The organism is Sphaerisporangium sp. NPDC005288 (genome assembly GCF_040607475.1).
Classification (GTDB): Bacteria; Actinomycetota; Actinomycetes; order Streptosporangiales; family Streptosporangiaceae; genus Sphaerisporangium; species Sphaerisporangium rhizosphaerae.
In genome coordinates, this window is the sequence record NZ_JBEXGT010000024.1 from 99,767 (window position 1) to 125,166 (window position 25,400).

25 protein-coding genes are annotated in these 25,400 nt (G+C 72.7%); 19 read left to right on the forward strand and 6 right to left on the reverse strand.

The window, feature by feature from the left end; all coding sequences use genetic code 11:
* The first annotated feature begins 135 nt into the window (after positions 1–135).
* From leuC to ABZU32_RS23025, 4 genes are all read left to right on the forward strand, one after another.
* Entirely contained in the window at positions 136–1,512 is a 1,377-nt protein-coding gene (gene leuC, locus ABZU32_RS23010) for a 3-isopropylmalate dehydratase large subunit (protein WP_354924905.1), read from the forward strand.
* A 13-nt stretch (positions 1,513–1,525) separates the two neighbouring features.
* Entirely contained in the window at positions 1,526–2,113 is a 588-nt protein-coding gene (gene leuD, locus ABZU32_RS23015; protein ID WP_354924907.1) for a 3-isopropylmalate dehydratase small subunit, read from the forward strand.
* Entirely contained in the window at positions 2,092–2,352 is a 261-nt protein-coding gene (locus ABZU32_RS23020; RefSeq protein ID WP_354847446.1) for a hypothetical protein, read from the forward strand. Before leuD ends, ABZU32_RS23020 begins: the two co-directional genes overlap by 22 nt.
* A gap of 166 nt (positions 2,353–2,518) precedes the next feature.
* Positions 2,519–2,818: an HU family DNA-binding protein gene (locus ABZU32_RS23025; RefSeq protein WP_354847449.1), complete on the forward strand. Its 300-nt coding sequence runs from the start codon at positions 2,519–2,521 to the stop codon at positions 2,816–2,818.
* Between the two features lie 250 nt (positions 2,819–3,068).
* Here the strand turns inward: ABZU32_RS23025 and ABZU32_RS23030 are convergent, their stop codons facing one another.
* On the reverse strand, positions 3,069–3,281 hold the full coding sequence (locus ABZU32_RS23030; protein ID WP_354924909.1) for a hypothetical protein: 213 nt from the start codon (positions 3,279–3,281) through the stop codon (positions 3,069–3,071).
* A 65-nt stretch (positions 3,282–3,346) separates the two neighbouring features.
* On the opposite strand from ABZU32_RS23030, the gene ABZU32_RS23035 reads away from it, so the two are divergent.
* Positions 3,347–4,717 (forward strand): MFS transporter, encoded by a 1,371-nt coding sequence (locus tag ABZU32_RS23035; protein WP_354924910.1) that lies wholly within the window; start codon positions 3,347–3,349, stop codon positions 4,715–4,717.
* 23 nt (positions 4,718–4,740) lie between these two features.
* Here the strand turns inward: ABZU32_RS23035 and ABZU32_RS23040 are convergent, their stop codons facing one another.
* Positions 4,741–5,634, reverse strand: coding sequence for a TetR/AcrR family transcriptional regulator (locus ABZU32_RS23040; RefSeq protein WP_354924912.1), 894 nt, complete (start codon positions 5,632–5,634; stop codon positions 4,741–4,743).
* Positions 5,635–5,881: 247 nt separating this feature from the next.
* Between ABZU32_RS23040 and ABZU32_RS23045 the strand changes: the two genes are divergently transcribed.
* Positions 5,882–7,585 (forward strand): MFS transporter, encoded by a 1,704-nt coding sequence (locus tag ABZU32_RS23045; protein WP_354924914.1) that lies wholly within the window; start codon positions 5,882–5,884, stop codon positions 7,583–7,585.
* Between the two features lie 78 nt (positions 7,586–7,663).
* Here the strand turns inward: ABZU32_RS23045 and cofC are convergent, their stop codons facing one another.
* Positions 7,664–8,347: a 2-phospho-L-lactate guanylyltransferase gene (gene cofC, locus ABZU32_RS23050; protein WP_354924916.1), complete on the reverse strand. Its 684-nt coding sequence runs from the start codon at positions 8,345–8,347 to the stop codon at positions 7,664–7,666.
* A gap of 119 nt (positions 8,348–8,466) precedes the next feature.
* Here cofC and ABZU32_RS23055 point away from each other — a divergent pair, with 119 nt between their 5' ends.
* The 4 genes from ABZU32_RS23055 to ABZU32_RS23070 all read left to right on the forward strand — a co-directional run bounded on the left by ABZU32_RS23055 (position 8,467) and on the right by ABZU32_RS23070 (position 12,719).
* On the forward strand, positions 8,467–9,144 hold the full coding sequence (locus ABZU32_RS23055) for a lysophospholipid acyltransferase family protein (protein WP_354924918.1): 678 nt from the start codon (positions 8,467–8,469) through the stop codon (positions 9,142–9,144).
* 111 nt (positions 9,145–9,255) lie between these two features.
* Positions 9,256–10,263: an NAD(P)H-dependent glycerol-3-phosphate dehydrogenase gene (locus ABZU32_RS23060; protein ID WP_354847470.1), complete on the forward strand. Its 1,008-nt coding sequence runs from the start codon at positions 9,256–9,258 to the stop codon at positions 10,261–10,263.
* A 14-nt stretch (positions 10,264–10,277) separates the two neighbouring features.
* Positions 10,278–11,513 carry an aminotransferase class I/II-fold pyridoxal phosphate-dependent enzyme gene (locus ABZU32_RS23065; protein ID WP_354847544.1) on the forward strand — a complete coding sequence of 412 codons (1,236 nt, stop codon included), beginning with the start codon at positions 10,278–10,280 and terminating at the stop codon, positions 11,511–11,513.
* A gap of 90 nt (positions 11,514–11,603) precedes the next feature.
* Entirely contained in the window at positions 11,604–12,719 is a 1,116-nt protein-coding gene (locus tag ABZU32_RS23070; protein ID WP_354924920.1) for a D-alanine--D-alanine ligase family protein, read from the forward strand.
* A gap of 197 nt (positions 12,720–12,916) precedes the next feature.
* Here ABZU32_RS23070 and ABZU32_RS23075 read toward each other — a convergent pair whose 3' ends face one another.
* Both ABZU32_RS23075 and ABZU32_RS23080 read right to left on the reverse strand, forming a co-directional pair.
* A complete protein-coding gene (locus tag ABZU32_RS23075) occupies positions 12,917–13,357 on the reverse strand; it encodes a DUF3515 family protein (RefSeq protein ID WP_354924922.1) in 441 nt (146 codons plus the stop codon).
* Positions 13,358–13,381: 24 nt separating this feature from the next.
* The gene (locus ABZU32_RS23080) at positions 13,382–13,615 is read right to left on the reverse strand and encodes an Lrp/AsnC ligand binding domain-containing protein (protein WP_354847479.1); all 234 of its coding nucleotides are present in this window, start codon (positions 13,613–13,615) and stop codon (positions 13,382–13,384) included.
* Positions 13,616–13,687: 72 nt separating this feature from the next.
* Here ABZU32_RS23080 and ABZU32_RS23085 point away from each other — a divergent pair, with 72 nt between their 5' ends.
* The 3 genes from ABZU32_RS23085 to thiD all read left to right on the forward strand — a co-directional run bounded on the left by ABZU32_RS23085 (position 13,688) and on the right by thiD (position 17,654).
* Positions 13,688–14,656, forward strand: coding sequence for a thiamine-phosphate kinase (locus ABZU32_RS23085; protein WP_354924924.1), 969 nt, complete (start codon positions 13,688–13,690; stop codon positions 14,654–14,656).
* A gap of 918 nt (positions 14,657–15,574) precedes the next feature.
* A complete protein-coding gene (locus tag ABZU32_RS23090) occupies positions 15,575–16,762 on the forward strand; it encodes a cellulose binding domain-containing protein (protein ID WP_354924926.1) in 1,188 nt (395 codons plus the stop codon).
* A gap of 91 nt (positions 16,763–16,853) precedes the next feature.
* Complete coding sequence (gene thiD, locus ABZU32_RS23095) at positions 16,854–17,654, forward strand: bifunctional hydroxymethylpyrimidine kinase/phosphomethylpyrimidine kinase (RefSeq protein WP_354924928.1); 801 nt, start codon at positions 16,854–16,856, stop codon at positions 17,652–17,654.
* Positions 17,655–18,096: 442 nt separating this feature from the next.
* Here thiD and rpmB read toward each other — a convergent pair whose 3' ends face one another.
* Entirely contained in the window at positions 18,097–18,282 is a 186-nt protein-coding gene (rpmB, locus tag ABZU32_RS23100) for a 50S ribosomal protein L28 (protein ID WP_354847547.1), read from the reverse strand.
* 257 nt (positions 18,283–18,539) lie between these two features.
* On the opposite strand from rpmB, the gene ABZU32_RS23105 reads away from it, so the two are divergent.
* The 6 genes from ABZU32_RS23105 (at position 18,540) to rpmF (ending at position 25,205) form a co-directional block, all read left to right on the forward strand.
* The gene (locus ABZU32_RS23105; RefSeq protein ID WP_354924930.1) at positions 18,540–20,186 is read left to right on the forward strand and encodes a DAK2 domain-containing protein; all 1,647 of its coding nucleotides are present in this window, start codon (positions 18,540–18,542) and stop codon (positions 20,184–20,186) included.
* A 159-nt stretch (positions 20,187–20,345) separates the two neighbouring features.
* Positions 20,346–22,580: an ATP-dependent DNA helicase RecG gene (gene recG / locus ABZU32_RS23110; RefSeq protein ID WP_354924932.1), complete on the forward strand. Its 2,235-nt coding sequence runs from the start codon at positions 20,346–20,348 to the stop codon at positions 22,578–22,580.
* 761 nt (positions 22,581–23,341) lie between these two features.
* Positions 23,342–23,911, forward strand: coding sequence for a 16S rRNA (guanine(966)-N(2))-methyltransferase RsmD (rsmD, locus tag ABZU32_RS23115; protein WP_354924934.1), 570 nt, complete (start codon positions 23,342–23,344; stop codon positions 23,909–23,911).
* Between the two features lie 15 nt (positions 23,912–23,926).
* Entirely contained in the window at positions 23,927–24,403 is a 477-nt protein-coding gene (coaD, locus tag ABZU32_RS23120; RefSeq protein WP_354847500.1) for a pantetheine-phosphate adenylyltransferase, read from the forward strand.
* A gap of 48 nt (positions 24,404–24,451) precedes the next feature.
* Positions 24,452–25,024: a YceD family protein gene (locus ABZU32_RS23125; RefSeq protein WP_354924935.1), complete on the forward strand. Its 573-nt coding sequence runs from the start codon at positions 24,452–24,454 to the stop codon at positions 25,022–25,024.
* A 1-nt stretch (position 25,025) separates the two neighbouring features.
* Positions 25,026–25,205, forward strand: coding sequence for a 50S ribosomal protein L32 (rpmF, locus tag ABZU32_RS23130; RefSeq protein ID WP_189161846.1), 180 nt, complete (start codon positions 25,026–25,028; stop codon positions 25,203–25,205).
* The last annotated feature ends 195 nt before the right edge of the window (positions 25,206–25,400 follow it).

A 25,400-nucleotide genomic window follows, 5' to 3' on the forward strand; every position in this document is an offset into this window, starting at 1 on the left:
GATACTGCCGTCTCGCTATCCGAGATGCAACTGGCATATGGGAGAGGGGCGGGTAGGCTGTCCATATCCCGAAATTCCCGTCTTGTCATATGAGACGTTTTCCGGGGGACCGAGACGCAAGGAGGCGTTCAGGACATGGGTCGCACACTGGCCGAGAAAGTATGGGAGCAGCACGTCGTCCGCCGTGCCGACGGCGAGCCCGACCTGCTCTACATCGACCTTCACCTCATCCACGAGGTGACCAGCCCGCAGGCCTTCGACGGCCTTCGCATGGCGGGGCGCAAGGTGCGCCGGCCCGACCTGACCATCGCCACCGAGGACCACAACGTCCCCACCGTGCTCGGCCCGATCGCCGACCCGGTCTCCAAGGCGCAGGTCGAGACCCTCCGCAAGAACGCCGCCGAGTTCGGCGTCCGTCTCCACCCGATGGGCGACGCCGGCCAGGGCGTGGTGCACATCATCGGCCCGCAGTTCGGCCTCACCCAGCCGGGCATGACCATCGTCTGCGGCGACTCCCACACCTCCACCCACGGCGCCTTCGGGGCGCTCGCCTTCGGCATCGGCACCTCCGAGGTGGAGCACGTGCTGGCCACCCAGACCCTCCCGGCCTACCGGCCCAAGACGATGGCCATCGAGGTCGGCGGCGCCCTGCCGTACGGCGTCACCGCCAAGGACCTCATCCTCGCCATCATCGCCAAGATCGGCACCGGCGGCGGCCAGGGCCATATCGTCGAGTACCGCGGCCAGGCCATCCGCGACCTTTCGATGGAAGGCCGCATGACCGTCTGCAACATGTCCATCGAGGCGGGCGCCCGCGCGGGCATGATCGCGCCGGACGAGACGACGTTCGCCTACCTCCAGGGCCGTCCGCACGCCCCCACGGACGAGGCGTGGGACGCCGCGATGGAGTACTGGCGCTCGCTGCGCACCGACGACGACGCCGTCTTCGACACGGTCGTCGAGATCGACGCCTCGACGCTGTCGCCGTTCGTCACCTGGGGCACCAACCCGGGGCAGGGCGCGCCGCTCACCGGCGCGATCCCCGCCCCCGAGGACACCTCCGACCCGGCGGCCGCCCAGCGCGCTCTGGAATACATGGGCCTCACCGCGGGGACGCCGCTCGGCGAGATCGAGGTGGACACCGTCTTCGTCGGCTCGTGCACCAACGGCCGCCTGGAGGACCTGCGCGCCGCCGCCGACGTGCTGCGCGGACGCACGGTCAAGGCGCGCACGCTGATCGTCCCCGGTTCGATGCAGGTCAGGGCCGAGGCGGAGGCAGAGGGCCTGCACGAGGTCTTCCAGGCCGCGGGCGCCGAGTGGCGGCAGGCCGGGTGCTCTATGTGCCTGGGCATGAACCCCGACACCCTCGCGCCGGGCGAGCGCAGCGCCTCCACCTCCAACCGCAACTTCGAGGGGCGCCAGGGCAAGGGCGGGCGCACCCACCTGGTGTCGCCGGCCGTCGCCGCCGCCACCGCCGTCACCGGCCGTCTCACCGCGCCCGCCGACCTGTAAGGAGCTCGCGACCATGGAAGCCTTCACCACCCACACCGGCCGGGCCGTGCCGCTGCGCCGCAGCAACGTGGACACCGACCAGATCATCCCGGCGGTCTGGCTCAAGCAGGTCAGCCGCACGGGCTTCGAGAAGGGCCTGTTCGCCGCCTGGCGCGAGGACCCGGCCTTCGTCCTGAACGACCCGGTCTACGCCGGCGCCACGGTGCTGGTCTCCGGGCCCGACTTCGGCACCGGCTCCTCGCGCGAGCACGCCGTGTGGGCGCTGCAGCAGTACGGCTTCCGCGCCGTCATCGCCGCCCGGTTCGGCGACATCTTCCGCAACAACGCCACCAAGATGGGCCTGCTGCCGGTCGTGCTGCCCGCCGCGACCGTCGAGGCGCTGCAGGCGGCCGTCGAGGCCGATCCGGCCACCGAGGTGACCGTCGACCTGGTCGGCCGCGAGGTGCGCTGGGACGGCGGCTCGGCCGGTTTCGAGATCGACGACTACACCCGCTGGCGCCTGCTGGAGGGGCTGGACGACATCGGGCTGACCCTGACGCACGCCGACGATGTGGCGGCGTACGAGAATGGTCGGCAGCCATGGCTGCCGACGACCGTCTGAACGACACCGCGGGCTCCGAAGACGAGCTGGCGCGGCGGTTGCGCGACGTTTACCGTCGGGTGGCCGCCGCACGCATGTCCCCTGAGAACAAGGAACGCTTCGCGCGCCGCTTTGTGGCCATATGTGACAGTGCGAAGCGTGATGTCGATCACGCCTGCGCCCGCTTGGACGCCTTTCTCGCCGACCTCGAAGCCGAATCCGACACGCCGGGTAGGCGAAACATCGCGGAATGTGATTGAGTCCTGGCCGTGTGTCCTTTAATTTCAAGCGGGTAAGGGGTTTCTGACCGTTGACTGGTGGGTGCGTGCCGAAACCCCGCACCTGGCACACCGGGTGAGAACGGGGTCGCGCACTGCCGGCCGCGATGTTCATCCTCAGACAGCGGTAACAGGGGGAGCAAGCTAGATGAACAAGCGAGAACTCGTCGACGCGATCACCGATCGGGTCGGCGACAGGAAGACGGCCACAGAGGCCGTGAACGCCATAATCGAGGCCATCCAGCACGCTGTCTCGAACGGGGACAAAGTCTCTATCACGGGCTTCGGAGCGTTCGAGATGGCGCACAAGCCGGCCCGCCAGGCAAGGAACCCTTCGACCGGTGAGCCCATCAAGGTCTCCGAGAGCTGGGCGCCCAAGTTCCGGCCCGGCGCCGACTTCAAGGACCAGGTGAACGCCGCGGGGAAGAAGCTCGCCAAGAAAAAGTGATCACCTGACCCATGAGCACCTGACCGGCGATAACGGCGCCCGGGATCCCCACCAGGGATCCCGGGCGCCGCCGTCCGTGCCCGGCCCTCCGCCGATGCTCCGCGCGCTCTGCCCTCTGCCCACGCTCCGCACTTTGTCCGGGTCCATGCCCGGCGCTCCGCGTGCTCTGTCGGAGGGCCGACCAGAGGGTCCTCAACCGGGCCCCGCGTGTCCGGGGCCGACCTCGCCCGGTGACGTTCCGCGAGGGGCGTTACGCGCCGCTCTCGGGCAGAGGGAAGGTCGACAGGGTGATCACGGTGACGGTGCCGTCTGTGAGGGCGAAGTTCACCCGCTGGCCCGGGCGCAGCAGCCGCAACGGGCCCGCGTCGAAGGCCGCGGCGCCGAAGGGGATCTCGCTGCCGTCGTCGAGGAAGAGCGAGCCCGACCGGGTGTCCGGGTCGAAGCTCCGCACCGTGGCCTGCACGCCGGCCAGTCTACTCCGCCGATATTCGTTTGACCGGTCCCCGGAGAGCGGCCATGGTGCCGTCCATGGCCACGACCGACAGGACCGACACGCCGGACACGCCCGACGGGCCGGATATGGCGGACGTGTCAGATGCGGCGGACGTGCCGAATGCGGCGGACGTGCTGAATGCGGCGGATACGTCCGATGCGCCGGACGCGCCCGACCGATCCCGTGGATCCCGTGGTCTCTGGCGCGGCAGGTCGTACGTCCTGTTCGTCGGCGCCGACGCGGTCAGCCAGGCCGGCGCGCAGGTGAGTCTCGTCGCCCTGCCGCTCGTCGCGGTGCTGAGCCTGCACGCGGGGCCCTTGCAGGTCGGCCTGCTGACGGCCGCCCAGATGGCGGCCTTCCTGCTGATCGGACTGCCCGCAGGGGTGTGGGCCGACCGGCTCCCGCGCAGGCGCATCCTCGTCGCGGCCGACCTGCTGCGCGCGGTGGCACTCGCGAGCATCCCCGTGGCGGTGGTGGCCGGCGGCCTGTCGCTGCCCCATTTGTACGCGGTGGCGTTCGTCACCGGGGTCGGCACGGTGTTCTTCGACGTCGCCCACATGAGCTTCCTGCCGTCCATCGTCGACCGGCGCCACCTCGCCCGGGGCAACGGGACCATCGAGACCATCCGCTCGACGGCGTCGCTGGCCGGGCCCGGCCTCGGCGGGTGGCTCGTCCAGGTGGTCACCGCGCCGCTGGCCCTGCTCGCGGACGCCGTCAGCTACGCGCTGTCGGCGGTGATGCTCAGCGCGATCCCCGCCGCCGGGACGCCGCCGCCGCGCGCCGACTCCGGCAGGCCGAGCCTGTTCACCGAGGTCGCCGAGGGGGTGCGCTACGTCGCTGGCCATCCGGTGCTGCGCGTCATCGCGCTCGTCGGCGCCCTCAACATGCTGGGGTACGGCGCGTGGACGTCGGCTCAGGCGCTGTTCGTGCTGCGCGAGCTCCGGCTCGGCCCCGGCCTGTACGGCGCGGTGATCTCCGCCTCGGCCGTGGGAGGCCTGCTGGGCGCCGTGGCCGCCCCGCGCGCCGTCGCCCGCTGGGGGACGGGCCGCACGCTGTACGGCGCGGCGGCGGTCGCGCTGCCCGCCACCCTCGTCGCGTGCCTGGCCGCGCCCGGCTGGCGCGTCGCGCTCTTCCCGTTCGGCCTGGCCGTGGCCGGGCTCGCGGGGACGGTGTTCAGCGTGACGCAGCTGAGCTACCGGCAGGCGATGTGCCCGCCGCGCCTGCTCGGCCGGATGAACGCCTCCATGCGGTTCCTGATGTGGAGCGCCATGCCGTTCGGCGGCATCCTGGGCGGGCTGGTGGGGGAGTGGCGCGGGGTCGGGGACACTCTGTGGGCGGCGGCGGGCGTCATCGCCCTCGCGCACGTGCCGGTGCTGGTCGCCTTCCGGCGGATCACCCGCCTGTAGCGCTACCGCTCTCCGGGGGCACCCTATCCACCGCTGTCCCCGGCAGCACCGGATCCACCGCCCTCCCCGGCAGCACCGGAGCCACCGCTGTCCCCGGAAGCACCGGAGCCACCGCCGTCCCGGGGGGCACCCGAGCCACCGCCCTCCACCGGGGCGCCGGTGTCGCCGTTCTGGCCCGCCGGGCTTCCCGGCTCGATGTAGCTGGCCAGGCCGCGGATGATGATCTCCAGCCCCAGCTCGAACCGGGCGTCGTAGGTGCCGCCGAACATCATGTCCGCCATGGCGAGCAGGTTCGGGAAGCGGTCGGGCGGCAGCGTGTCGAAGTACGCCTTGATGGTGGCCCGCATCTCCTCCCAGGTGCGCGCGTCGGTGTTGCGCTGGCGCTCCTGCCACATGCTCTGCTCGTAGGTGAACCCCTCGAGGAACGTGGAGATCATGTCGCCCGCGGTGGCGGCCACCCGGTCGGGCAGCCCGGCGGCGCGGAAGATGGCGAGCATGCGCTCGACGTGCGGGAGCAGTTCGGGGCTGAAGGGCACGTGGGCCATGGAGATGCGGGCCATGTCGCGGTGGCTGAGCAGCCGTGCCCGGCCCTGGACGGCGTAGTCCCTGACCTGCTCGCGCCAGCGCGCCGGGTCGGGCTCGGGGAGCTCCTGGCCCTCGAACAGCCGGGCGTACATGCGCTCGAGGAGCTCGTCCTTGCTCGCGACGTGGGCGTACAGCGCCGAGACCGCGACGCCCAGTTCGGCGGCCACCTGGCGCATGCTCAGGCCGTCGTACCCCTCGCGGTCGAGGACGGTGAAGGCGGCATCGACGATGCGGCCGAGGGTGAGCGGCACGCGAACGGGGGCGGCGCGCCGGCGTGACCGCTCCCATGGGGGCGCGGGGACCTCGTTCTCCTCACTCCGTGGCTCGCTCATGCCTCACCGCCTCGTTCCTGATCGCTACCCACGGAGTCTAGTTGGCCGGTCGAACGCCGCTCGCGGTGGTGAACGCCGCTCTCTTTCGCGATATATCTTGTGTCGCGGTCGAATGCGACATATCTTGAGAACGTCGAACAGGCCAGCGAACGCCGTTCAATTGTAGAACGGCGATCGGCTATGGTGAACACTGTTCAGATCGACGATGCCGGCCGCCCGGCGCCGACCCCCCGCAGAAGGAGTTCTCATGACCACCACAGACGCGACCGCGCCGGCGGCGCCACCCGGGACGGCGCCCTACCGCTGGCGGTGGGCGGCCCTGTTCGTGATCCTCGCCGCCGAGGTGATGGACCTGCTGGACGCGATGGTCACCAACATCGCCTCGCCGACCATCCGCGCCGAACTGGGCGGCAGCGCCGCCGTCATCCAGTGGCTCGGCGCCGCCTACACCCTGGCCATGGCCGTCGGCCTCATCACCGGCGGACGGCTCGGCGACATCTTCGGCCGCAAGAAGATGTTCGTCATCGGCGCCGCGGGATTCACCCTCGGTTCCCTGCTGTGCGCCGTGGCCCAGGGCCCCGAACTGCTGATCGCCGCGCGCGTCGTCCAGGGGCTGTTCGGCGCGGTCATGCTGCCGCAGGGCCTCGGCATGATCAAGGAGATGTTCCCGCCCAAGGAGATGCAGGCGGCGTTCGGCATGTTCGGCCCGGTCATGGGCCTGTCCTCGGTGGGCGGCCCGATCCTCGCCGGCTGGCTGGTCGACGCCGACTTCTGGGGCACCGGCTGGCGCATGATCTTCCTGATCAACCTGCCGCTGGGCCTGGCCGCCGTGCTGTTCGGGCTGCGCTTCCTGCCCGAGTCGCGCTCGCCCCACCCGCTCAAACTGGACGTCGCGGGCATGGTGCTCGCCTCGCTGGCCGGTCTGCTGATCATCTTCCCGCTGGTGCAGGGCCGCGAGCACGACTGGCCGCTCTGGTCGCTGCTGATGATCGCCGGGTCCGTCGTGGTGTTCGCGGTCTTCGGGTGGTACGAGTCGCGCAAGGCCAGGGCCGGCGGCGACCCGCTCGTCGTGCCGAGCCTGTTCCGCAAGCGCGCCTTCACCGGCGGCCTGGTCACCGGGCTGGTCTTCTTCTCCGGCATGATCGGCTTCACGCTGGTGTTCAACCTCTACACCCAGATCGGCCTCGGCTACTCCACCCTCAAGGCCGGCCTGTCGATGGTGCCATGGTCGCTCGGCATGGTCGTCGGCTTCGGCATCGCCCAGCCCCTGCAGAAGTACGGGCGCAAGCTGCTGCACGGCGGAACCCTGCTCATGGCCGTCGGCGTGCTCGCGATCCTGGTCACGCTCAACCTCGCGGGCGTCGGCGTCACCCCCTGGCAGCTCACCCCCGCGCTCGCGGTCACCGGCATCGGCATGGGCCTGCTCATGGCGCCGTTCTTCGACATCGTGCTCGCCGGCGTCGAGCAGCACGAGACCGGCTCGGCCTCGGGCACCCTCACCGCCGTCCAGCAGCTCGGCAGCGCGTTCGGCGTGGCGCTCCTCGGCACGGTCTTCTTCGGCCTGCTCGGCGGCAACGTCGGCGCCGCCGCGGACGACACCGCGCCGAAGCTGCGCGCCGAGCTGGCCGCCGTCCAGGTGACCGGCGCCTCGCAGGACCGCCTGGTCGAGGGCGTGCGCGCCTGCGTGCACGATCGCGCGGTCGCCAAGGACCCGGTGCTGGTGCCCGCCTCCTGTGAGCGGCTCCAGGCCGACGCCGCGTCGGCGGCCAAGGGGCCGGAGGCGGGCGCGGCCATCGGCAGGGCCGTCGCGTCGGCCGGTACCGAGGCGGCCAAGCAGGGCTTCAGCGTGGCGATGAAGACGATCCTGTGGGTCGTGGACGGCATGCTGCTGCTGACCTTCCTGGTCGCCTTCCTGCTGCCCAAGCACGCCCGCGAACAGGAAGAGGCGTAGTTTCCGGCCCCGCTTCGCTCGGCGGCTCGGGACGCGGGTCCTTGTGGCCCATCCGTTGGAATCGCCTCGGAAGGAGAGTCAGGAAGGAGTCTCCCGGGTGGGGGACTCCTTCATCGTCTCCACCACCGCCCGGGTGCGGGGGCCGACGCCGAGGGCCAGGGCCGCCGCGAGGTCCGCGGGGGTGTCGACGTCCGTGCGGACCGACACGATGCCGTCGGGCGTCAGCTCCTTGGCCCCGCCGCCCAGGTGCCTGGCCCGCGACTCCCCGCCGAACCGCGGCCGGAAGGCCACGCCCGGACGCACTCCGTAGAAGGTGGTGCCGACCTCCGCGGCGTCCGGGACGAACGCCTGGTCGAACTCGGCCGCCGCCGCCAGCGCCACGCCCAGCTCCGCCGGGCGCAGGGCCGGCAGGTCGGCCTGGAGCGCGCCGACCGGCCCGTCCGGCGCCAGGCCCAGGGCATGCGCCGCGCCGGCCCGCAGCGCGGCGTTCAACCCGGCCTGCGGGTCGGGCACCACGTGCGCCCCGAGCGCCGACAGCGCCTCGGCGGGCACCGGGTCGCCGGTGACGACCACGACGCGGGCCACCGCCGGGCAGGCCAGCGCGGCCGCGACCGTGTCGCAGGCGATCGCCACGGCGAGCGCGGCCCGGTGCGGACCCGCCGCCGCGGCCAGGCGTGTCTTGGCGGCGATGAGGGTCTTGACCGGCACCACCATGGTCCAGCCGGGCCGCGGGCCGGGCCCGCCAGGTTGCGTACGGCGCATGGCTTAAGCATCCCGCCTCGACATTCCGTGGAGGCACCCGGGAGACTGAGGGCGCACAGGCATGACTGGAGGAGTCGATGAGCCGCCCCGGACGTCCGCCCATTTTCTGGGAAGCCCTCGTGGTCGCGATCGTGAAGACGGTGTTGCTGCTCTTCACCAAGCGCGACTGGCGGGGCCGCTCCAACGTTCCCCGCAAGGGCGGTGTGATCATCGCGGCCAACCACCTGTCGTGGAGTGATCCGCTGCTGTTCGCCCACTTCGCCTACAACAACGGCCGCTGGCCGGTGTACCTGGCCAAGTCCGGGGTCTTCGACATCCCGGTCATCGGCACCATCGTCAGGAAGTGCAGGCAGATCCCGGTGCACCGCGGCAGCACCGACGCCGCGCGCTCGCTCAAGGACGCCGAGCAGGCCCTCAGGGAGGGCTCCTGCGTGATCTTCTACCCCGAGGGCACGATCACCCGCGACCCCGAGTTCTGGCCCATGGGCGCCAAGACCGGCGTCGCCCGGCTGGCGCTGGCGACCGGCGTCCCGGTCATCCCGGTCGCCCACTGGGGCGCCCAGGAGCTGCTCCCGTACGGCCAGAAGAAGCCCCGGTTGTTCCCCCGCAAGACCTTCCGGGTGATCGCCGGGCCGCCCGTCGACCTGTCCAAGTACGAGGGCCTGCCGATGCGCTCCCAGGTCCTGAAGGAGGCCACGGCCGACATCATGGCCGCCATCACCTCCCAGCTCGCCGACCTGCGCGGCGAGAAGGCGCCCGACGCCCCCTTCGGCGAGCCCGAGACCCGCGCCGGGTGACGGCGCGCCGGCGGCCTCGTCCGCCGGCGTCGCGGTGGCCATGACAGTGAACGATCCGGCGGTGACCGTCAGAGACGGCCATGTGCCGCGGAGTGGGCGTACGGTGAGCAGATGACCAAGGCCGTCGTTTTCGGAACCGGTTCGTGGGGGACGACCTTCGCGATGATCCTGGCGGAGGCCGGCACGCCGACGACCCTGTGGGGACGGCGGGCCGAGGTGGTCGAGTCCATCGACCGCAGGCGCGAGAACCCCGAGTACCTCCCCGGCGTGCGGCTTCCCGCGACGGTGCGCGCGACCACCGACCCGGTCGAGGCCATGGAGGGGGCAGACTTCGTCGTGCTCGCGGTGCCCTCCCAGACGTTGCGCGGCAACCTGGCCCAGTGGAGCCCGCACATCCCCTCGCACGCGGTGCTCGTCAGCCTGATGAAGGGCATCGAGCTGCGCACCTCGCGGCGGATGAGCGAGGTCATCTGCGAGGTCGCGGGCGTCCCCGCCGAGCGGGTCGCGGTGGTCTCCGGGCCCAACCTGGTGGGCGAGCTGATCAGGCACGAGCCGGCCGCGACCGTGGTGGCCAGCGTCGACGACGAGGTGGCCGCGCGGCTGCAGGAGGCCTGCCACCTGCCGTGGTTCCGCGCCTACACCAACACCGACGTGGTCGGGGTCGAGCTCGGCGGCGCGGTCAAGAACGTCATCGCGCTCGCGGTGGGCGTGGCCGCCGGCATGGGGCTCGGCGACAACGTCCGGGCGATGCTGATGACCCGCGGCCTGGCGGAGATCTCCCGGCTCGGCGCGGCGCTCGGCGCCGACCCGCACACCTTCGCCGGCCTCGCCGGCATGGGAGACCTCGTCGCCACCTGCACCTCCCCGTTGTCGAGGAACCGCACCTTCGGCGAGAATCTCGGCCGGGGCATGACCATGGCCGAGACCATCGCGGCCACCAGGCAGACCGCCGAGGGGGTCAAGTCCTGCGAGTCGGTCCTCGACCTGGCGAGGAAGCACGACGTGGAGATGCCGATCACCGAGGTCGTGGTGGGCGTCGTCCATGACGGAATGACCCCGAGCGAGGCCGCGATGCTGCTGATGTCACGGACTCCCAAGCCCGAACGGTACGGCGTGTGACTTCCTCCCGACGCATGCGCAGGAGGCTCGGCGAGAACAGCCGGGCCGTCCACCTGCCACCGGTCCCGGCCTCCCGCCAGCTCCCCATCGGGCTGCCCGTCTGGCGCACCTCCGCGTGGAGCTTCGAGGGCTCCGCCGAGTACGCCGACGTGCTCGGCGACCGGGCGCCGGGGTTCGCCTACAGCCGCGTCGACAATCCCACCGTGGCGGCGTTCGCCTCGGGCATCGCCGCGCTGGAGGGCGCCGCGGCCCCCGAGGACGTCGCCGGGCAGGCGTTCGCGTCGGGCATGGCGGCCGTCAGCGGGGTGCTGATGACGTTCCTGCGGGCCGGCGCGCACGTCGTCGCGCCCGCCCACGTCTACGGCGGCACCTACTCGCTGCTGTCGAACGTGCTGTCGCGGTTCGGCGTGTCGGTCGACTTCGTGGACTACGCCGACCTGCGCCGCGTCCACGCCGCCGTGCGCCGCACCACGAAGATCATCTACGCCGAGACGCTGAGCAACCCGACGATGGCGGTCGCCGACATCCGCGGGCTCTACCGCATCGCCCGGGACGCCGGCGCGCTGCTGGTCGTCGACTCGACCTTCGCCACCCCCGTGGTCTGCCGGCCCCTGGAACACGGCGCCGACCTGGTCGTCCACTCGGCCACCAAGTACATCGGCGGGCACGACGACGCCACGGGCGGCGCGGTCGTGGGGCGTCCCGACCTGATCGCGCAGATCCGCGAGGTGCGCATCGACACCGGCGGAGCCCTGGCCCCCGACGAGGCGTTCCTGCTGCGCCGGGGCCTGGCGACGCTGACGCTGCGGGTGCGCCGCATGTGCGCCACCGCGATGGTCTTCGCCGCGGCCGTCGCCAAGCACCCGGCGGTGCGCCGCGTCGACTACCCCGGCCTGGCCGGCCACCCGGGCCACCAGCTCGCCCGCCAGCTCTTCGACGCCGGCCCCGAGGGCACCAGGTACGGGGCGTGCGTCACCGTCGTCCCGAACGGCGGTTACGAGGCCGGGGTCATGCTGGCCGACACCGTGCGGCTGCCGCGCATCGCCGCCTCGATCGGCGGCGCCGAGACCAAGGTCGCCCACGTGGCTTCCACGACCCACCGCCGCCTCGACGAGCCCGCCCGGGCCGGCTCGGGCGTCGACGCGGGGGCCGTGCGCTTCTCCATCGGCCTGGAGGACGCCGAGGACCTCATCGCCGACGTCACCGAGGCGCTCGACGCCCTGCGCTCGAACACCGCCACCCGCGCCTGACCATTCCGGTCCGTCGGCGGGCGTCATGGGACGACGCGCCGCGCACCTGACAAGCAGGGACGACAGTGACGCAAGGTAGATTCGGGCATCATGAACGAGCAGCAGCAATCCCGGCCGCGCGTACGGGTGGCGGTGGTCTTCGGGGGCCGAAACTCCGAGCACGCGGTGTCGCTCATGGGCGCGGGCAGTGTCCTTTCGGCCATCGACCGGTCGAAGTACGACGTCGTGCCCATCGGCATCTCGCCGGACGGGCGGTGGGTGCTGGCGACCGACGACCAGCGGTTCGAGATCGAGGGCGAGGAACTGCCCAGCGTGGACCCGGCCGGCACGGCGCTCGCGCTGCCGTCCGGAGGCGGTCCCCTCGTGGCGCTGGACGCCGGGACGATCCCGGCCTCGCTGGGACAGGTGGACGTCGTCTTCCCGATGCTGCACGGCCCGTTCGGCGAGGACGGCACCATCCAGGGCCTGCTGGAGATGGCCGGCGTGCGCTACGTCGGCTCGGGGGTGCTGGCCAGTGCCGTGGGCATGGACAAGGCGTACATGAAGGCTTTGCTGGCCTCGGCCGGCCTGCCCGTCGGGCCGTACGTCGTCGTGCGCGACCGCGACTGGCGCCTGGACCGCGACCGAGTGCTCAAGGACGTCGAAGCCCTCGGCATGCCGGTCTTCGTCAAGCCCTCCCGGGCCGGGTCCAGCCAGGGCATCACCCGGGTGGACGACGTGCAGGATCTGGAGCGGGCCGTGGAGCTGGCCCGTGAGCACGACCCGAAGGTCCTGGTCGAGGCGGCGATCGAGGGTCGCGAGATCGAGTGCGCGGTGCTGGAGTGGCCGGGCGACGAGCCGCCGCGGGCGAGCCTGCCCGGCGAGGTGCTGGTGGAAGAGTCGCACGAGTTCTTCGACTTCTCGGCCAAGTACATCGGGTCGGACATGGCGCTCAGCGTGCCGGCCGACATCCCCGAGGCGGTCGCGGAGGAGCTTCGGGCGATGGCCGTACGGGCGTTCGAGGCGCTCGGGTGCGAAGGGCTGTCGCGCGTGGACTTCTTCTACACGCCGACGGGGCATCTGATCCTCAACGAGATCAACACGATGCCGGGCTTCACGGCCATGTCGGTGGCGCCCCAGCTGTGGGCGGCCACGGGTCTCTCCTACGCCGAGCTGGTGGACCATCTGATCCAGCTCGCGCTGCACCGCCCCGTCGGCCTGCGCTGAGCCGCCGGAGGGGGTCGCCGCGGGTGGAACGGCTGGAGCGCGTCATCGCGGGCGGAAGGGCCGTCGGCCCGCCCGCGGCGGCCGCTCCGGTCAGGGACGTCGGGCGTCGGCGTGCGAGTCGTGGCGGGCGTCGGCGCGCGGGTCGCGGTGGGCGTCGGCGCGCGAGTCGCGGCGGGCGTCGGGGCCGGCCGCGGGTTTCAGTGGCCGGGGAACGCCGTCTTGATCGGGGCGGCCAGGTCGACGAGCACGGCCGCGGCCTGGTGCCTGGAGGAGATCGTCAGCTCGACGTAGTCGCCGTGGACCAGGGCCGTGAACAGCGACGGCCTGGCCGGGTCGGCGTACCAGGGCACGCCGTTGATCTCGGGAACCTGCTCGGTGGGATCGAGCGCGGCGGGGCGCGGCACGCCGCAGCGCAGCGCGATCTCGCCCGAGCCCCACACCGCCACGTACGGCGAAGGGGGTTCGGACGGGACGCGCTCCGCGCCGTCGAGCGTGCGGGGGAGCCGGTCGTCCAGGGACGCGCAGGCGGCCGCCGTCGCACCCTGGGGGGCCGGAGGCTGCACCCTGACCGCCGCGCTGCAGCCGGCGGTCAGGGACAGCGCCGCCAGGCACGACGCGGCCACGACGGCCCGCCCCATGGCTCCCCCCGAAGACCTCGACGCTCAGATGTGCACGATCGGACAAGTAAGGGTACGCGTGATCCCCTCGACGGCCTGAATCTGCGCGACGACCAGCTTGCCTAGTTCGTCCACGTTGTTGGCCTCGGCGCGGACGATCACGTCGTACGGGCCGGTGACGTCCTCGGCGCGTGTCACACCCTGGATGCCCGCGATCGCGCTTGCGACCGCGGCGGCCTTGCCGACTTCTGTCTGGATAAGGATGTAGGCCTGCACCATCACGTCCTCCCGCGGGGGCGAAGCTGGTTTGTTTCAGTGCCGTTACTCGATCAGTCCGAATCGCAACCGTACATGCAACAGACCTGGAGGTGTGCTATCACAGCCGCAGATCTTGGCGAATTTGGGATCATTGCCCGTATTGCCGGACGTTTGCCACAATTTCCGGCGGTATTGCTCGGTCCTGGGGACGACGCCGCGGTGGTCCGCGCCCCTGATGGACGGGTGGTTGTGACGACGGATCTCCTACTCGAGGGTAGGCACTTCCGTCGCGATTGGTCCAGTGCGTACGACATCGGGCGCAAGGCGGCGGCGCAGAACCTCGCCGACGTCGTGGCCATGGGCGCCGATCCCACCGCCCTGGTGGTGGGCCTCGGGATGCCCGGGGACACCGCGACCGACTGGGTGGACGGCCTCACCGACGGCTTCGGCGAGGAGTGCGCGCTGGTCGGCGCGAGCGTGGCGGGCGGCGACATCGCCAGGTCCGATCTTGTTGTGCTGGGGGTCACCGCACTCGGCGACCTCGGCGGACGTGCCCCGGTGACCCGCTCCGGAGCGCGTCCCGGCGACGTGGTGGCCGTGGCGGGGCGGCTCGGCCACGCCGCGGCCGGGCTCGCGCTGCTGCTGGCGGGCCGCGCCGACGACGCCTTCCCCGAACTGGCCGACGCCCACCGGCGTCCCAGGCCGCCGTACGCGTGCGGGCCGCGGGCGGCCGTTCTCGGCGCCACCGCCATGGCCGACGTCAGCGACGGGCTGGTGCAGGACCTCGGGCACATCGCCTCTGCCAGCCGGGTGCGCATCGAGGTGGACCCCGCCTCCCTGCCCGTCCCCGCACTGCTCGCCGACGCCGCCGCCGAGCTCGGCCAGGACCCGGTGGAGTGGGTGCTGACCGGGGGCGAGGACCACGCGCTGGTCGCCGCGTTCCCGCCGGACGTCTCGCTGCCCGCTGAGTGGAAGGTCATCGGGCGGGCGGCGGAGGGGGAAGGCGTGCAGGTCAGAGGGCGGGTGGGGCAGAGGAGTGGCTGGGATCACTTCCGTGATTAACGTGAAAATTGTGACAAAGACGTGTTGAAGGTGTTATGAAGTGACGCGCTGTGGTTTCTAGGAGGAAGGCGCTTCATGGGACGGGGACGCCACACGTCATCGCGAGGCCGAGGGTCCGACCCCGACGGGGCGGACGAGCGCGGAGCCTCGGGCCGGCGCGACGACGACCGGGGAACCGAGGAATGGCTGGCCCCCGCCGCCTGGCCCGACGACGACCCCAACGCCCCCGCCTGGCCCACACCGGCCTCCGGCGCCTCCCCTGGCCCTGACTCTCCCGCCTGGCCCCCACCGGCCTCAGGGGTCTCCCCGGGCCCTGGCACCCCAACCTGGTCCGAACCCCCGCCCACGGGCGCCCCGGCGTGGCCGGACTCGCCGTCCCCTGGCCCTTCGGCGTGGCCTGAGCCACCGTCTCCGGTTCCTTCGGCCTGGTCCGGGCCGCCGTCCACAGGGGCCACGGTGTGGCCGGAACCCTCGTTCCCTAGCCCCTCCGCCTGGTCCGAGCCCTCCTCCGCGGGCCCCTCGGCGTGGCAGGAGTCGCCGTCTTCTGTTCCCTCGGCGTGGTCCGAGCCGCCGTCCACAGGGGCCACGGTGTGGCCGGAGCCCTCGTCCGCGAGCCCCTCGGCGTGGCCGGAGTCGCCGTCTCCTGGCCCTTCGGCGTGGCCGGAGTCGCCGTCCGCGGGTGCGGGCGTGGAGGCCGAGCCGCCGAGGTCCAGTGCGTGGGACGCCGTGCCCACCCCCGCCTGGCCGACCGCCTGGGGCGACGAGCCGGAATCGGCCGGTCCCGCCGAGGACGCGCCGCGAACGGCCCACGCGCCGCCGCCCGCCGGGGACATGCCGAGGGTGGTCCCTGGGCCGCTTCCCGGTGAGGACGTGCCGGCCGGGGGGCCTCGCTCTGGTTTCGGGGAGGACCTGGCGCGGATGTCGCCCTGGTCCGCCGCCGGCGGGGACACGCTGCGTGCCGGCTACCCGGCCGGTTCCGGCGACGGCCTGAGGGCCGGTCCCGGGGCCGGCTCCGAGGACGACTTTCCCCGCGTCGGCCCGTGGCCGAGGTCGGAGGACGACCTTTCGCGCGTCGGCCCGGGGCCGAGCTCGGAAGGCGACTCTCCGCGTATGGGACCGGGGCCGCGTTCGGAGGATGACGTCCTGCGGGTCGGGCTGGCGCCGGGCGGTGACGAGCGTCCCGGCGGCCCCGCCACCGAAGGTCCGCACGACGGCGGAGGCCGCAGGCGCGGCCGGCGGCGCGGCCAGGACGGCGAGGACCGTCCGAAGGCCCGGCGGGGGCGCCTCGCGGCGCTGTCGGCCGTGGCCGTGGTCACCGCCATCACGACCGCCGTGATCGGCGTCAAGCTGTCCTCCGGCCAGGTGGACCTGGTCCGGCCGCCGGACTGCCCCAAGGGCCAGGTCTGCGCGGCCATCGCCCCCGGCAAGCCACAGCGGCAGGACACCCCGCCCAGCGACACCGAGACGCCCGACACCGGCGCCCCCTCCGACGAGGCGTCCGCTTCCCCCAGCGCCGGGTCGCCCAGTTCGTCGTCCCGCCGCTCCTCCGCGCCCACCTCCGGCGCGAGCCGTCCGCCCGCCCACCGGACGCCGCAGCCCTCGGCTCGGCCGACGCCGGAGCGCACCCGGACGACCCCCACCGGGAGGCCGAGCCCGCAGGAGGACACCGCGGACCCCACGCCGGACCCCGAGGAAACCGACATCACCACCTCGCCCGAAGCGACGCCTGAGGCCGATGACGCCGACCCGTTGGTCGCGCCGGGCCGGGTGGCCGTCGACTTCGGCGTGTCGGCGGTGACGCCCGCCGGGTACACCGGCCGGTTGACGATCACCAACACCGGGGCCGCGCTGGACGGCTGGAGTGTCCGTGTGCCGGTCGGCGGCGAGGTGACCGGCGCCGACGGGGCGGAATGGACGCAGAAGGGCGACCTCCTGGTGCTGTCCTCGGCCGCGACGCTGGGCGAGGGCGAGACGGTCGTGGTGTCGTTCACCGCCGACGGCGACTCCGCCTCCCCGGAGACCTGCCAGCTCACCGGAGGCAGCTGCCGCCTCCGCACCGACGACGCCTTCTCCTCCGAGGTCGCCCCCGAAATCTCCCTCCAGTAAGCCACCTCCTCTCCCCCCTCCAGCGGGCTCCCAGCGGCATAGTGGCCCCTCCTGGCCCCGGGACGGAGGGGGAGTTTGGTTTGATGGACGCGTGACTCCTCCCCGCGTGCTCACGGTCGCCGGCTCCGACTCGGGCGGAGGCGCCGGCATCCAGGCCGACCTGAAGACCATGCTGGCGCTGGGCGTCCACGGCATGAGCGTGATCGCGGCGGTGACCGCGCAGAACTCCCTCGGCGTGCAGGGCTACTGGGAACTGCCGCCCGAGGCGGTGCGCGCGCAGCTCGACTCGGTGCTCGGCGACATCGGCGCGCAGGCCGTCAAAACGGGCATGCTCGCCTCCCCGCGACTGGTCGAGGTGGTCGCCGAGGTGCTCGCCGGCGTGGAGGTCCCCGTGGTCGTGGACCCCGTCGGCGTGTCCAAGCACGGCGACCCGCTGCTCGCCCCCGAGGCGGTCCACACGGTGACCTCGCGCCTGCTGCCGGTGGCGACCGTGGTGACGCCGAACCTGTGGGAGGTCGAGCAGCTCACCTCGTTCAAGGTCGAGGACGAGGACGACCTGCGGCCGGCCGCCGAGGCGGTGCTGGCCCTCGGGCCCGCCTGGGCGCTGATCAAGGGCGGCCATTTGCCCGGCCGGCCGGTCGACCTGCTCACCGACGGCGTCTCCGAGCACCGCTTCTCGGCCGAGCGGCTCGACAACCGGCACACCCACGGCACCGGATGCACGCTGGCCTCCGCCATCGCCTCCCACCTGGCGCTGGGGGAGGACGTCCCCGGTGCGGTGGCCAAGGCGAAGGAGTACGTCACCGGCGCGATCGCTCACGGGTTCCCCCTGGGCGCGGGCATCGGCCCCGTCGACCACGCCTGGCGCTGGCGCGGGGGCGCACGGGTCTGATCCGGCTGAGAACTTGCCCGCCGGGACACACGCGGCGCTTGGCCGCTCCGTTGAGGCTCCCAACACGCGCCTGCCGACATAGACGGCCGCTGCTCACTGCCTTTGACCTTCTCAGGGTGCACCTGGGGCGTAGGGGCGCCTGCACGCCCGCCCAGAACCGCCTCGGGACACGCCGGCGGGCTCAGGAGCGTCTGCTCACTCGCCTGACCGTCTCAGGACGCGCCCGTAGTGCACCCCGCAGGACGCGCCCGCAGGCACAGGGCGGCGTCGAACAGCTGGCCTCGGGTAGCGGGGACGCGCCCGTGCGCGCCGGCAGGCACAGGGGGCGCCGCCCGGCTGGACCTTGTCAGGCGCGTCGCAGCAGCAGGGGCGCTGGTCGAGGGAGTGCGGGAACGGCGATGGCCCGCCACCCATGGTGGGTGGCGGGCCATCGAAGCCGGTGCTAGCGGGCGATCTTGCCCGCCTTGATGCAGGAGGTGCACACGTTCAGCCGCTTCGGCGTGCTACCGACCATGGCGCGCACACGCTGGATGTTGGGGTTCCAGCGGCGGCGGGTGCGGCGGTGCGAGTGCGAGATGTTGTTGCCGAAAGTCGGCCCCTTGCCGCAAACGTCGCAGACGGAAGCCACGGTCATCGCTCCTTAGATCAGTCAATAGGCCCGAAACCGAGGTAGAAGCGGCGGTCGGGCATGCCGGGACTACCGGCTGGCCACACGAGGGTATCCGATGTCGCCCGGTGCTCACCAAACGGAGGGGCGGGCGAACGGGGATAATCTCGTATCACCAACCGTAGCGCATCATCGGAGCCGGCGCGGTCCCGTGCGCGCGAACCACCGTGCGACGTGCCGCGCGGGGTCGATTCGCCGCGCGCAGGAGGGAGCCCCCCATGCCTTCGCAGCCCGCCGACGCCGGGGAGTCGCTGCGGATCCTCGACCCCGCCGCGGTGCGCCGCTGGGCCGGGTTGTGCGCCGAGGCGCTCGGCAGGGTCCGCGCCGAGATCGACGCGCTGAACGTCTTCCCTGTCCCCGACGGCGACACCGGGACGAACCTGCACCTGACGATGCTGTCGGCGGCCGAGGCGCTCGACGGGCTGCCGCACGACGCGGACGCCGAGGCCACCTGGGGCACGCTGGCGCACGGCGCGCTCATCGGCGCGCGGGGGAACTCGGGGGTGATCGTCAGCCAGGCCCTGCGCGGCATGGCCGAGGTGCTCAAGCCCGCCAAGGGCGTCGGCCGCGACCTGCGCGAGGCGCTGGCCAGGGCGGCCGAGCTGGCCAGGAGCGCGGTGGCGCGCCCGGTGGAGGGCACCGTGCTGAGCGTGCTGAGCGCGGCGGCCCGCGCCGCGCAGGAGGCGGAGGAGGCGGCGGAGGCGGCGGACGGCCTGGACGCCGCCGGCGAGCTGGCGGAGGTCGCCAGGAGCGCCGCGTCCGCCGCGCGCGCCGCCCTCGGCCGCACCACCGAGCAGCTCGACGTGCTGTCCCGCAACGGGGTGGTCGACGCGGGCGCCGCCGGGATGACCGTCGTCCTGGAGAGCCTGGCCGCCGTGATCACCGACTCCTATGTCGGCCGGTACGAGGTGCCCGCGCCGGCCGCGCGGTTCACCCCTGTGGGGCCGGGCGAGCACGGGCACGTCGAGGAGTTCGGCTACGAGGTGATGTTCCTCCTGGACGCGGACGAGGCCGCCGTCGCCGCGCTGCGCGAGGAGCTCGACCGCCTCGGCGACTCGCTGGTGGTCGTCGGCGGGGACGGCCTGTGGAACGTGCACGTCCACGTGGACGACGCCGGGGCGGCCGTCGAGGCGGGGATGCGGGCCGGGCGGCCGCACCGCGTCAAGATCGCCTACCTGGAGGCCGCGGCGCACGCCCCCCGGCGCGGCCAGGGGCGCGGCGTGGTGGCCGTCGCGGCGGGCGACGGCATCGCGCGCCTGTTCGAGCGGGCCGGAGCCGTGGTGGTGCGCCGCGAGCCCGGCTCGAGTCCCGCGCTCGGGGCCGTACTGGACGCGATCCGGCAGGCCGGCACCGAGGTCGCGGTGCTGCCGAACGACACCGGCGTGAACGCGGTGGCCATGGGCGCGGCGGCGATCGCCCGCGAGGAGGGCGTGGTCGTCAGCGTGCTGCCCACCAAGGCGACCGTCCAGGGGCTCGCGGCCCTGGCCGTCCACGACCCGCTGCGGCGCTTCGACGACGACGTGGTGGCGATGACCGACAGCGCCGGCCACGCCCGCCACGGGCACGTCTGGGTGGCCGACCGCGAGGCCATGACCAGCGCCGGCCTGTGCCGTCCGGGCGACGTGCTCGGCGTGATCGACGGCGACGTGGCCCTGATCGGTTCCGACGTCGAGGCCGTCGCCGTCACGACCGCCTCCCGCATGCTGTCGGCCGCCAGCGAGCTGGTGACGCTCATCCTGGGGGCGGACGGCGATCGGCCCGCGCGGGCCGTCCGTGAGCACCTGGCCTCGGCCCGGCCGGACCTGGAGACGGTCGTCCACGAGGGCGGCCAGGGCGGCTACCCGCTGCTCATCGGCGTCGAGTAGGCCGCCGGGCCGGCGTGCGCGGCGCCCCCGTGCCCGCCCGCCCCGACCGTGGCGCCCCGGGCGACCAGGCCGAGCCGACGGGCGCCGCGCCGCGCGTACGGCGTCGAGCGGAGCCGTCGCGGGGGTTCTTGTCGGCCGGGAGCGGTACAACTGGTTGACGTGACGCGTTTCGACGAGCCGCTCATCAAGGCGCTCGATCCAAAGACGGCCAAGCCGCTCGAGGGCTCGCTCAACATCACCACGGTCGGCGAGCTCCTGCGCCACTACCCCCGGCGCTACGCCGAGCGGGGCGAGCTCACCGCGCTCGACGCCCTGGAGGTCGACGAGCACGTCACGGTGGTCGGCGAGGTCTCCCGCCTCATGCGAAAGCCGATGCGCAACCGGTCGGGCACCTGGCTGGAGGTCGAGGTCGTCGACGGGCGGCGCAACAAGATCTATCTGTCCTTCTTCGGCAAGATGTCCCACGTGGTGGAGACCCGGCTCAAGCCCGGCACCCGCGCCATGTTCTCCGGCAAGGTGGGGCGGTTCGGGCACGGCGAGCGGGCCAAGTGGCAGCTCAGCAATCCCGAGTTCGAGCCGTTCGAGGAGGTCGAGTCCTCGTCGTCCTCGGCGGCCGAGTTCGCCGCCGCGCCGGTGCCGATCTACCCGGCGGCGGGCGGCATCACCTCGTGGGTGATCCGCAGGGCGATCGGCGTCGTGCTCGACACGCTGGGCCCGATCCCCGATCCGCTGCCCGACGACCTGCGCGCCCGCCACCGGCTGCCGGGTCTGGCCGAGGCGCTGGAGGCCGTCCACCGGCCGCGCGACCAGGGCGACGTGGCGAGGGCGCGCAAGAGGCTCAAGTTCGACGAGGCGTTCATGCTGCAGGCCGTGCTCGCCCAGCGCCGCCAGGCAGCCGCCGCGTGGCCCGCCACCCCCCGGCCCCGCAGGGATGACGGGTTGCTCGCCGACTTCGACGGCCGGCTGCCCTTCCAGCTCACCGAGGGCCAGGTCGCCGTCGGCGAAGAGATCGCGGCCGAGCTGGCGCTGGCGCACCCGATGCACCGTCTGCTCCAGGGCGAGGTGGGCGCGGGCAAGACCGTCGTGGCGCTGCGGGCGATGCTCCAGGTGGTCGACGCCGGCGGCCAGGCGGCGTTGCTCGCCCCCACCGAGGTGCTGGCGCAGCAGCACCACCGCTCCATCGTCCGCATGCTCGGCGACCTCGGCACCGGCGGCATGTTCGGCGGCACGGCGGTGACGCTGCTCACCGGCTCCATGGGCGCGGCGGGCCGCCGCGCCGCCCTGCTGGAGGCCGCGTCCGGCGCGGCGGGCGTCGTCGTGGGCACCCATGCCCTGCTCCAGGAGCACGTCCAGTTCGCCGACCTCGGCCTGGTCGTCGTGGACGAGCAGCACCGCTTCGGCGTCGAGCAGCGCGACGCGTTGCGCGAGAAGGCCGGCGGCGGACGGCCGCACGTCCTGGTGATGACCGCCACCCCGATCCCGCGCACGGTGGCCATGACGGTGTTCGGCGACCTGGAGGTCTCGACGCTCACCCAGCTGCCCTCCGGCCGGGCCCCGATCACCACGCACGTCGTCCCCGCGGCCGACAAGCCCCACTTCCTCGAACGCACCTGGGAGCGCATCCGCGAGGAGGTCGGCCTGGGCCGCCAGGCCTACATCGTCTGTCCCCGCATCGGCGACCAGGAGGGCGACGAGGGCGATCTGAGCGACCTGGCCGAGCCCGGTGACCTCGCCGAGCTGAGCGAGGCCGCCGAGGCGGGGGAGGGGAACGGCGAGCGCCGCCCGCCGCTGGCCGTCATGGAGGTCGCCCCGCTGCTGGCCGGCGGGCCGCTGGCCGGCCTGCGCGTCGAGGTGCTCCACGGGCGCCTGCCTCCCGAGGACAAGGACGCCGTGATGCGCGCCTTCACGCGCGGCGAGGTCGATGTCCTGGTGGCCACCACGGTGATCGAGGTCGGCGTGGACGTCCCCAACGCCTCCGTCATGGTGATCATGGACGCCGACCGGTTCGGCGTGTCGCAGCTCCACCAGCTGCGCGGGCGCGTGGGCCGGGGCGGCCTGCCCGGCCTGTGCCTGCTGGTGACCGACTTCCCGGCGGGCACCCCGGCCCGCGAGCGGCTCGACGCGGTCGCCGCCACGCTCGACGGGTTCGAACTGTCCCGGGTCGACCTGGAGCAGCGGCGCGAGGGCGATGTGCTGGGCGCGGCCCAGTCCGGGCGCAAATCGTCGCTGAAGATGCTGCGACTGCTGCGCGACGAGGACGTCATCAGGGACGCCCGCGAGGAGGCCGGGCTGCTGCTGTCCGCCGATCCCGACCTGACCGCCCACCCGGCCCTCCGCGCCGAGATCGACCGCCTCCTCGGCGACGACCGCGCCGAATACCTCGAAAAGGCCTAGGTCGCCCCCCACCCCGACGACGAAGGCCGCCCGGAGCCCGCCAGCGATTCCCAGCGGCTCGGCCACAAGGACCCGCTCGGGGCGCGGCGGTGTTCTGAGGAGGAGAGAGCGAGTGCGAGGTACGAGCGCTCGTGAACGACGACGAAGGGCGCCGCCTCAAAGGCGCCCCGAGCCCGCCGGAGCGGAGCGAGGCAAAGAAGCACAGCTCGGGGCGCGGCGGTGTTCTGAGGAGGAGAGAGCGAGTGCGAGGTACGAGCGCTCGTGAACGACGACGAAGGACGCCGCCTCAAAGGCGCCCCGAGCCCGCCGGAGCGGAGCGAGGCCAAGCAACACAGCGACACGAAAAATGACCCAGGGCCCAGCCTTGGGACGGCCTCCCCCCGAATGCCGTCCCCGGCTGGGCCCACCCTCGGGTCAGGTGCCGAGGGCACCGGCGCGCGGAAGGGCTCACGATCACGCCGGTCGGCCTTCCCCTGGGTCACCATGAAGGCCGCAGAACTCATCATGTGGGCTCAGGCCGCCGTGCGGAACGACCCTTGCGCATTCGTCGACGACACTTGGCCACTCTTGACCTTGAGCCCCGGGCCGTCCGGGGGCCCCATCTCGTGTCCCGGCGGGCGTGTGACGTCCCGTGGCTCCGCGGGTGTGGGCGTCCGTGGCCCCCGGTGGCCGTGGGCGTACCCGTGGTCCCCATGGGCGGGGGGCGTACCGCGTGTCCCCGCCGGTGCGGGGGTGGCTCGGGCTGCGGCGAGAATGGGCGGGTGACCCGAGTCATCGCAGGAACCGCCGGCGGGCGCCGCATCGCCGTGCCCCCCGGCCGTGGTACCCGCCCGACGAGCGACCGTGCCAGGGAGGGGCTGTTCTCCACCGTCGGCTCCCTGCTCGGCCCGCTGGACGGCGCCCGCGTGCTCGACCTGTACGCCGGGTCCGGGGCGGTGGGCCTGGAGGCGCTGTCGCGGGGAGCCTCACACGCGCTGCTGGTGGAGTCCGACGCCAAGGCCGTGCGCACCATCAGGGAGAACATCGCCGCGCTGGGCCTGCCCGGGGCGGTCGTGACCGGCGACCGGGTCGAGCGCGTCGTGGCGCTCCCGTGCGCCGAGCCGTACGACTTCGTGTTCGCCGACCCTCCGTACGCGGTGAAGGACGAGGCCGTCGCCGAGGTGCTCGAACGGCTGCGCGACAACGGCTGGCTGGCTTCGGACGCCCTGGTCGCGGTGGAGCGCGAGTCCCGGGGGAAGGACCTGGTCTGGCCCTCGGGATTCAGCGAGGAGAGGGTCCGTCGCTATGGCGAAGCGTCCGTTTGGTACGGTCGCGCCGCCGGGAACCAGTGAAACTGGGGGTACGCCTTGCGTCGCGTCGTCTGTCCGGGGTCGTTCGACCCCGTCACCAACGGCCATCTCGACATCATCGGCCGGACGTCCCGGTTGTATGACGAGGTCGTCGTCGCCGTGCTGATCAACGTCGAGAAGAAGAGCCTGTTCACCGTGGACGAGCGCATCGCGACGCTCGAGGAGGTGACCCGCGAGTACGGCAACGTGCGGGTCGAGAAGTTTTACGGGCTGCTGGTCGACTTCTGCAAGCAGCAGGGCATCCCGACGATCGTCAAGGGCCTGCGCGCGGTCAGCGACTTCGACTACGAACTGCAGATGGCCCAGCTCAACTACCGCATGTCGGGCGTCGAGACGCTGTTCATGTCGACCAACCCCGAGTACTCCTTCCTGTCGTCGAGCAGGCTGAAGGAGATCGCCCGGTACGGTGGGGACGTCTCGGGGCTCGTGCCGGATCTGGTGCACCGGATGCTGGTCGAACGGCTCCGCGGCTGAGTGCTGGTATTCTTTCTCATCGGCCTTGTACGACGGCGGTGATTCGCCATGCCTCAAGAGAGCAGGAAGACGCTGCATAGCCTCGACCCCCGGGCCCCCTGGGTGATTTCGACCCATGATCTGGGACGACGGCCGGGGTCCATGCGCGAGATTTCCCGTTCCCTCCCGGCTCCGGCGAATCTCACCGTCGGCATGATCGGCGTCCCCGTGGACGCCGAGATCGAGCTGGACATCCGGCTCGAGGCAGTGATGGAAGGCGTGCTCGTCACGGGCACGGCGCGAGCCCCGCTCACCGGCGAGTGCTCGCGGTGCCTGGATCCGTTGACCTCGCAGATCGAGGTCGGCTTCCAGGAGCTCTTCTTCTACTCGGCGGAAGACGCCGCCGAGGACGACTCACTCCTCGACGGTGAACTCCTCGATCTCGAGCCGACGTTCCGCGACGCGGTGGTGCTCGCACTGCCGTTGAGCCCGGTCTGTGGTGAAGACTGCCCCGGTCTCTGCGTGGAGTGTGGGGTCAAGCTGGCGGAAGCCGGCCCAGACCACCGGCACGATAAGACCGACGCCCGCTGGGCGGCGTTGCAGGGCCTGAACATCGAGAACAACAAGACCCAGGAGGGTTGACGTGGCCGTCCCCAAGCGGAAGATGTCGCGGAGCAACACCCGCTCCCGCCGCGCGCAGTGGAAGACCGCCGCGCCGGCGCTCGTGAGCTGCAACCAGTGCCGGTCGCCGAAGCTGCCGCACGTGGCATGCCCGACCTGCGGCACCTACAACCGCCGACAGGTCATCGAGCCGTCGGCCTGATCACGCCTGCGGTGGCCGGTGAGCCGGCCGGATGCCCCGCATCCGGCCGGGACGACCGTCCACCGTTCAAAGGCGTGCGGTGGCGGTTCGCCCGCGGCCGTGGTGGGCGCCGGGGCCGCCGCAATCTCCCGGCGTCCACCACGTTTTCGGGCACCCGCGTTCCATCCGCCATCGCGACCATGGTCGTGACGTGCT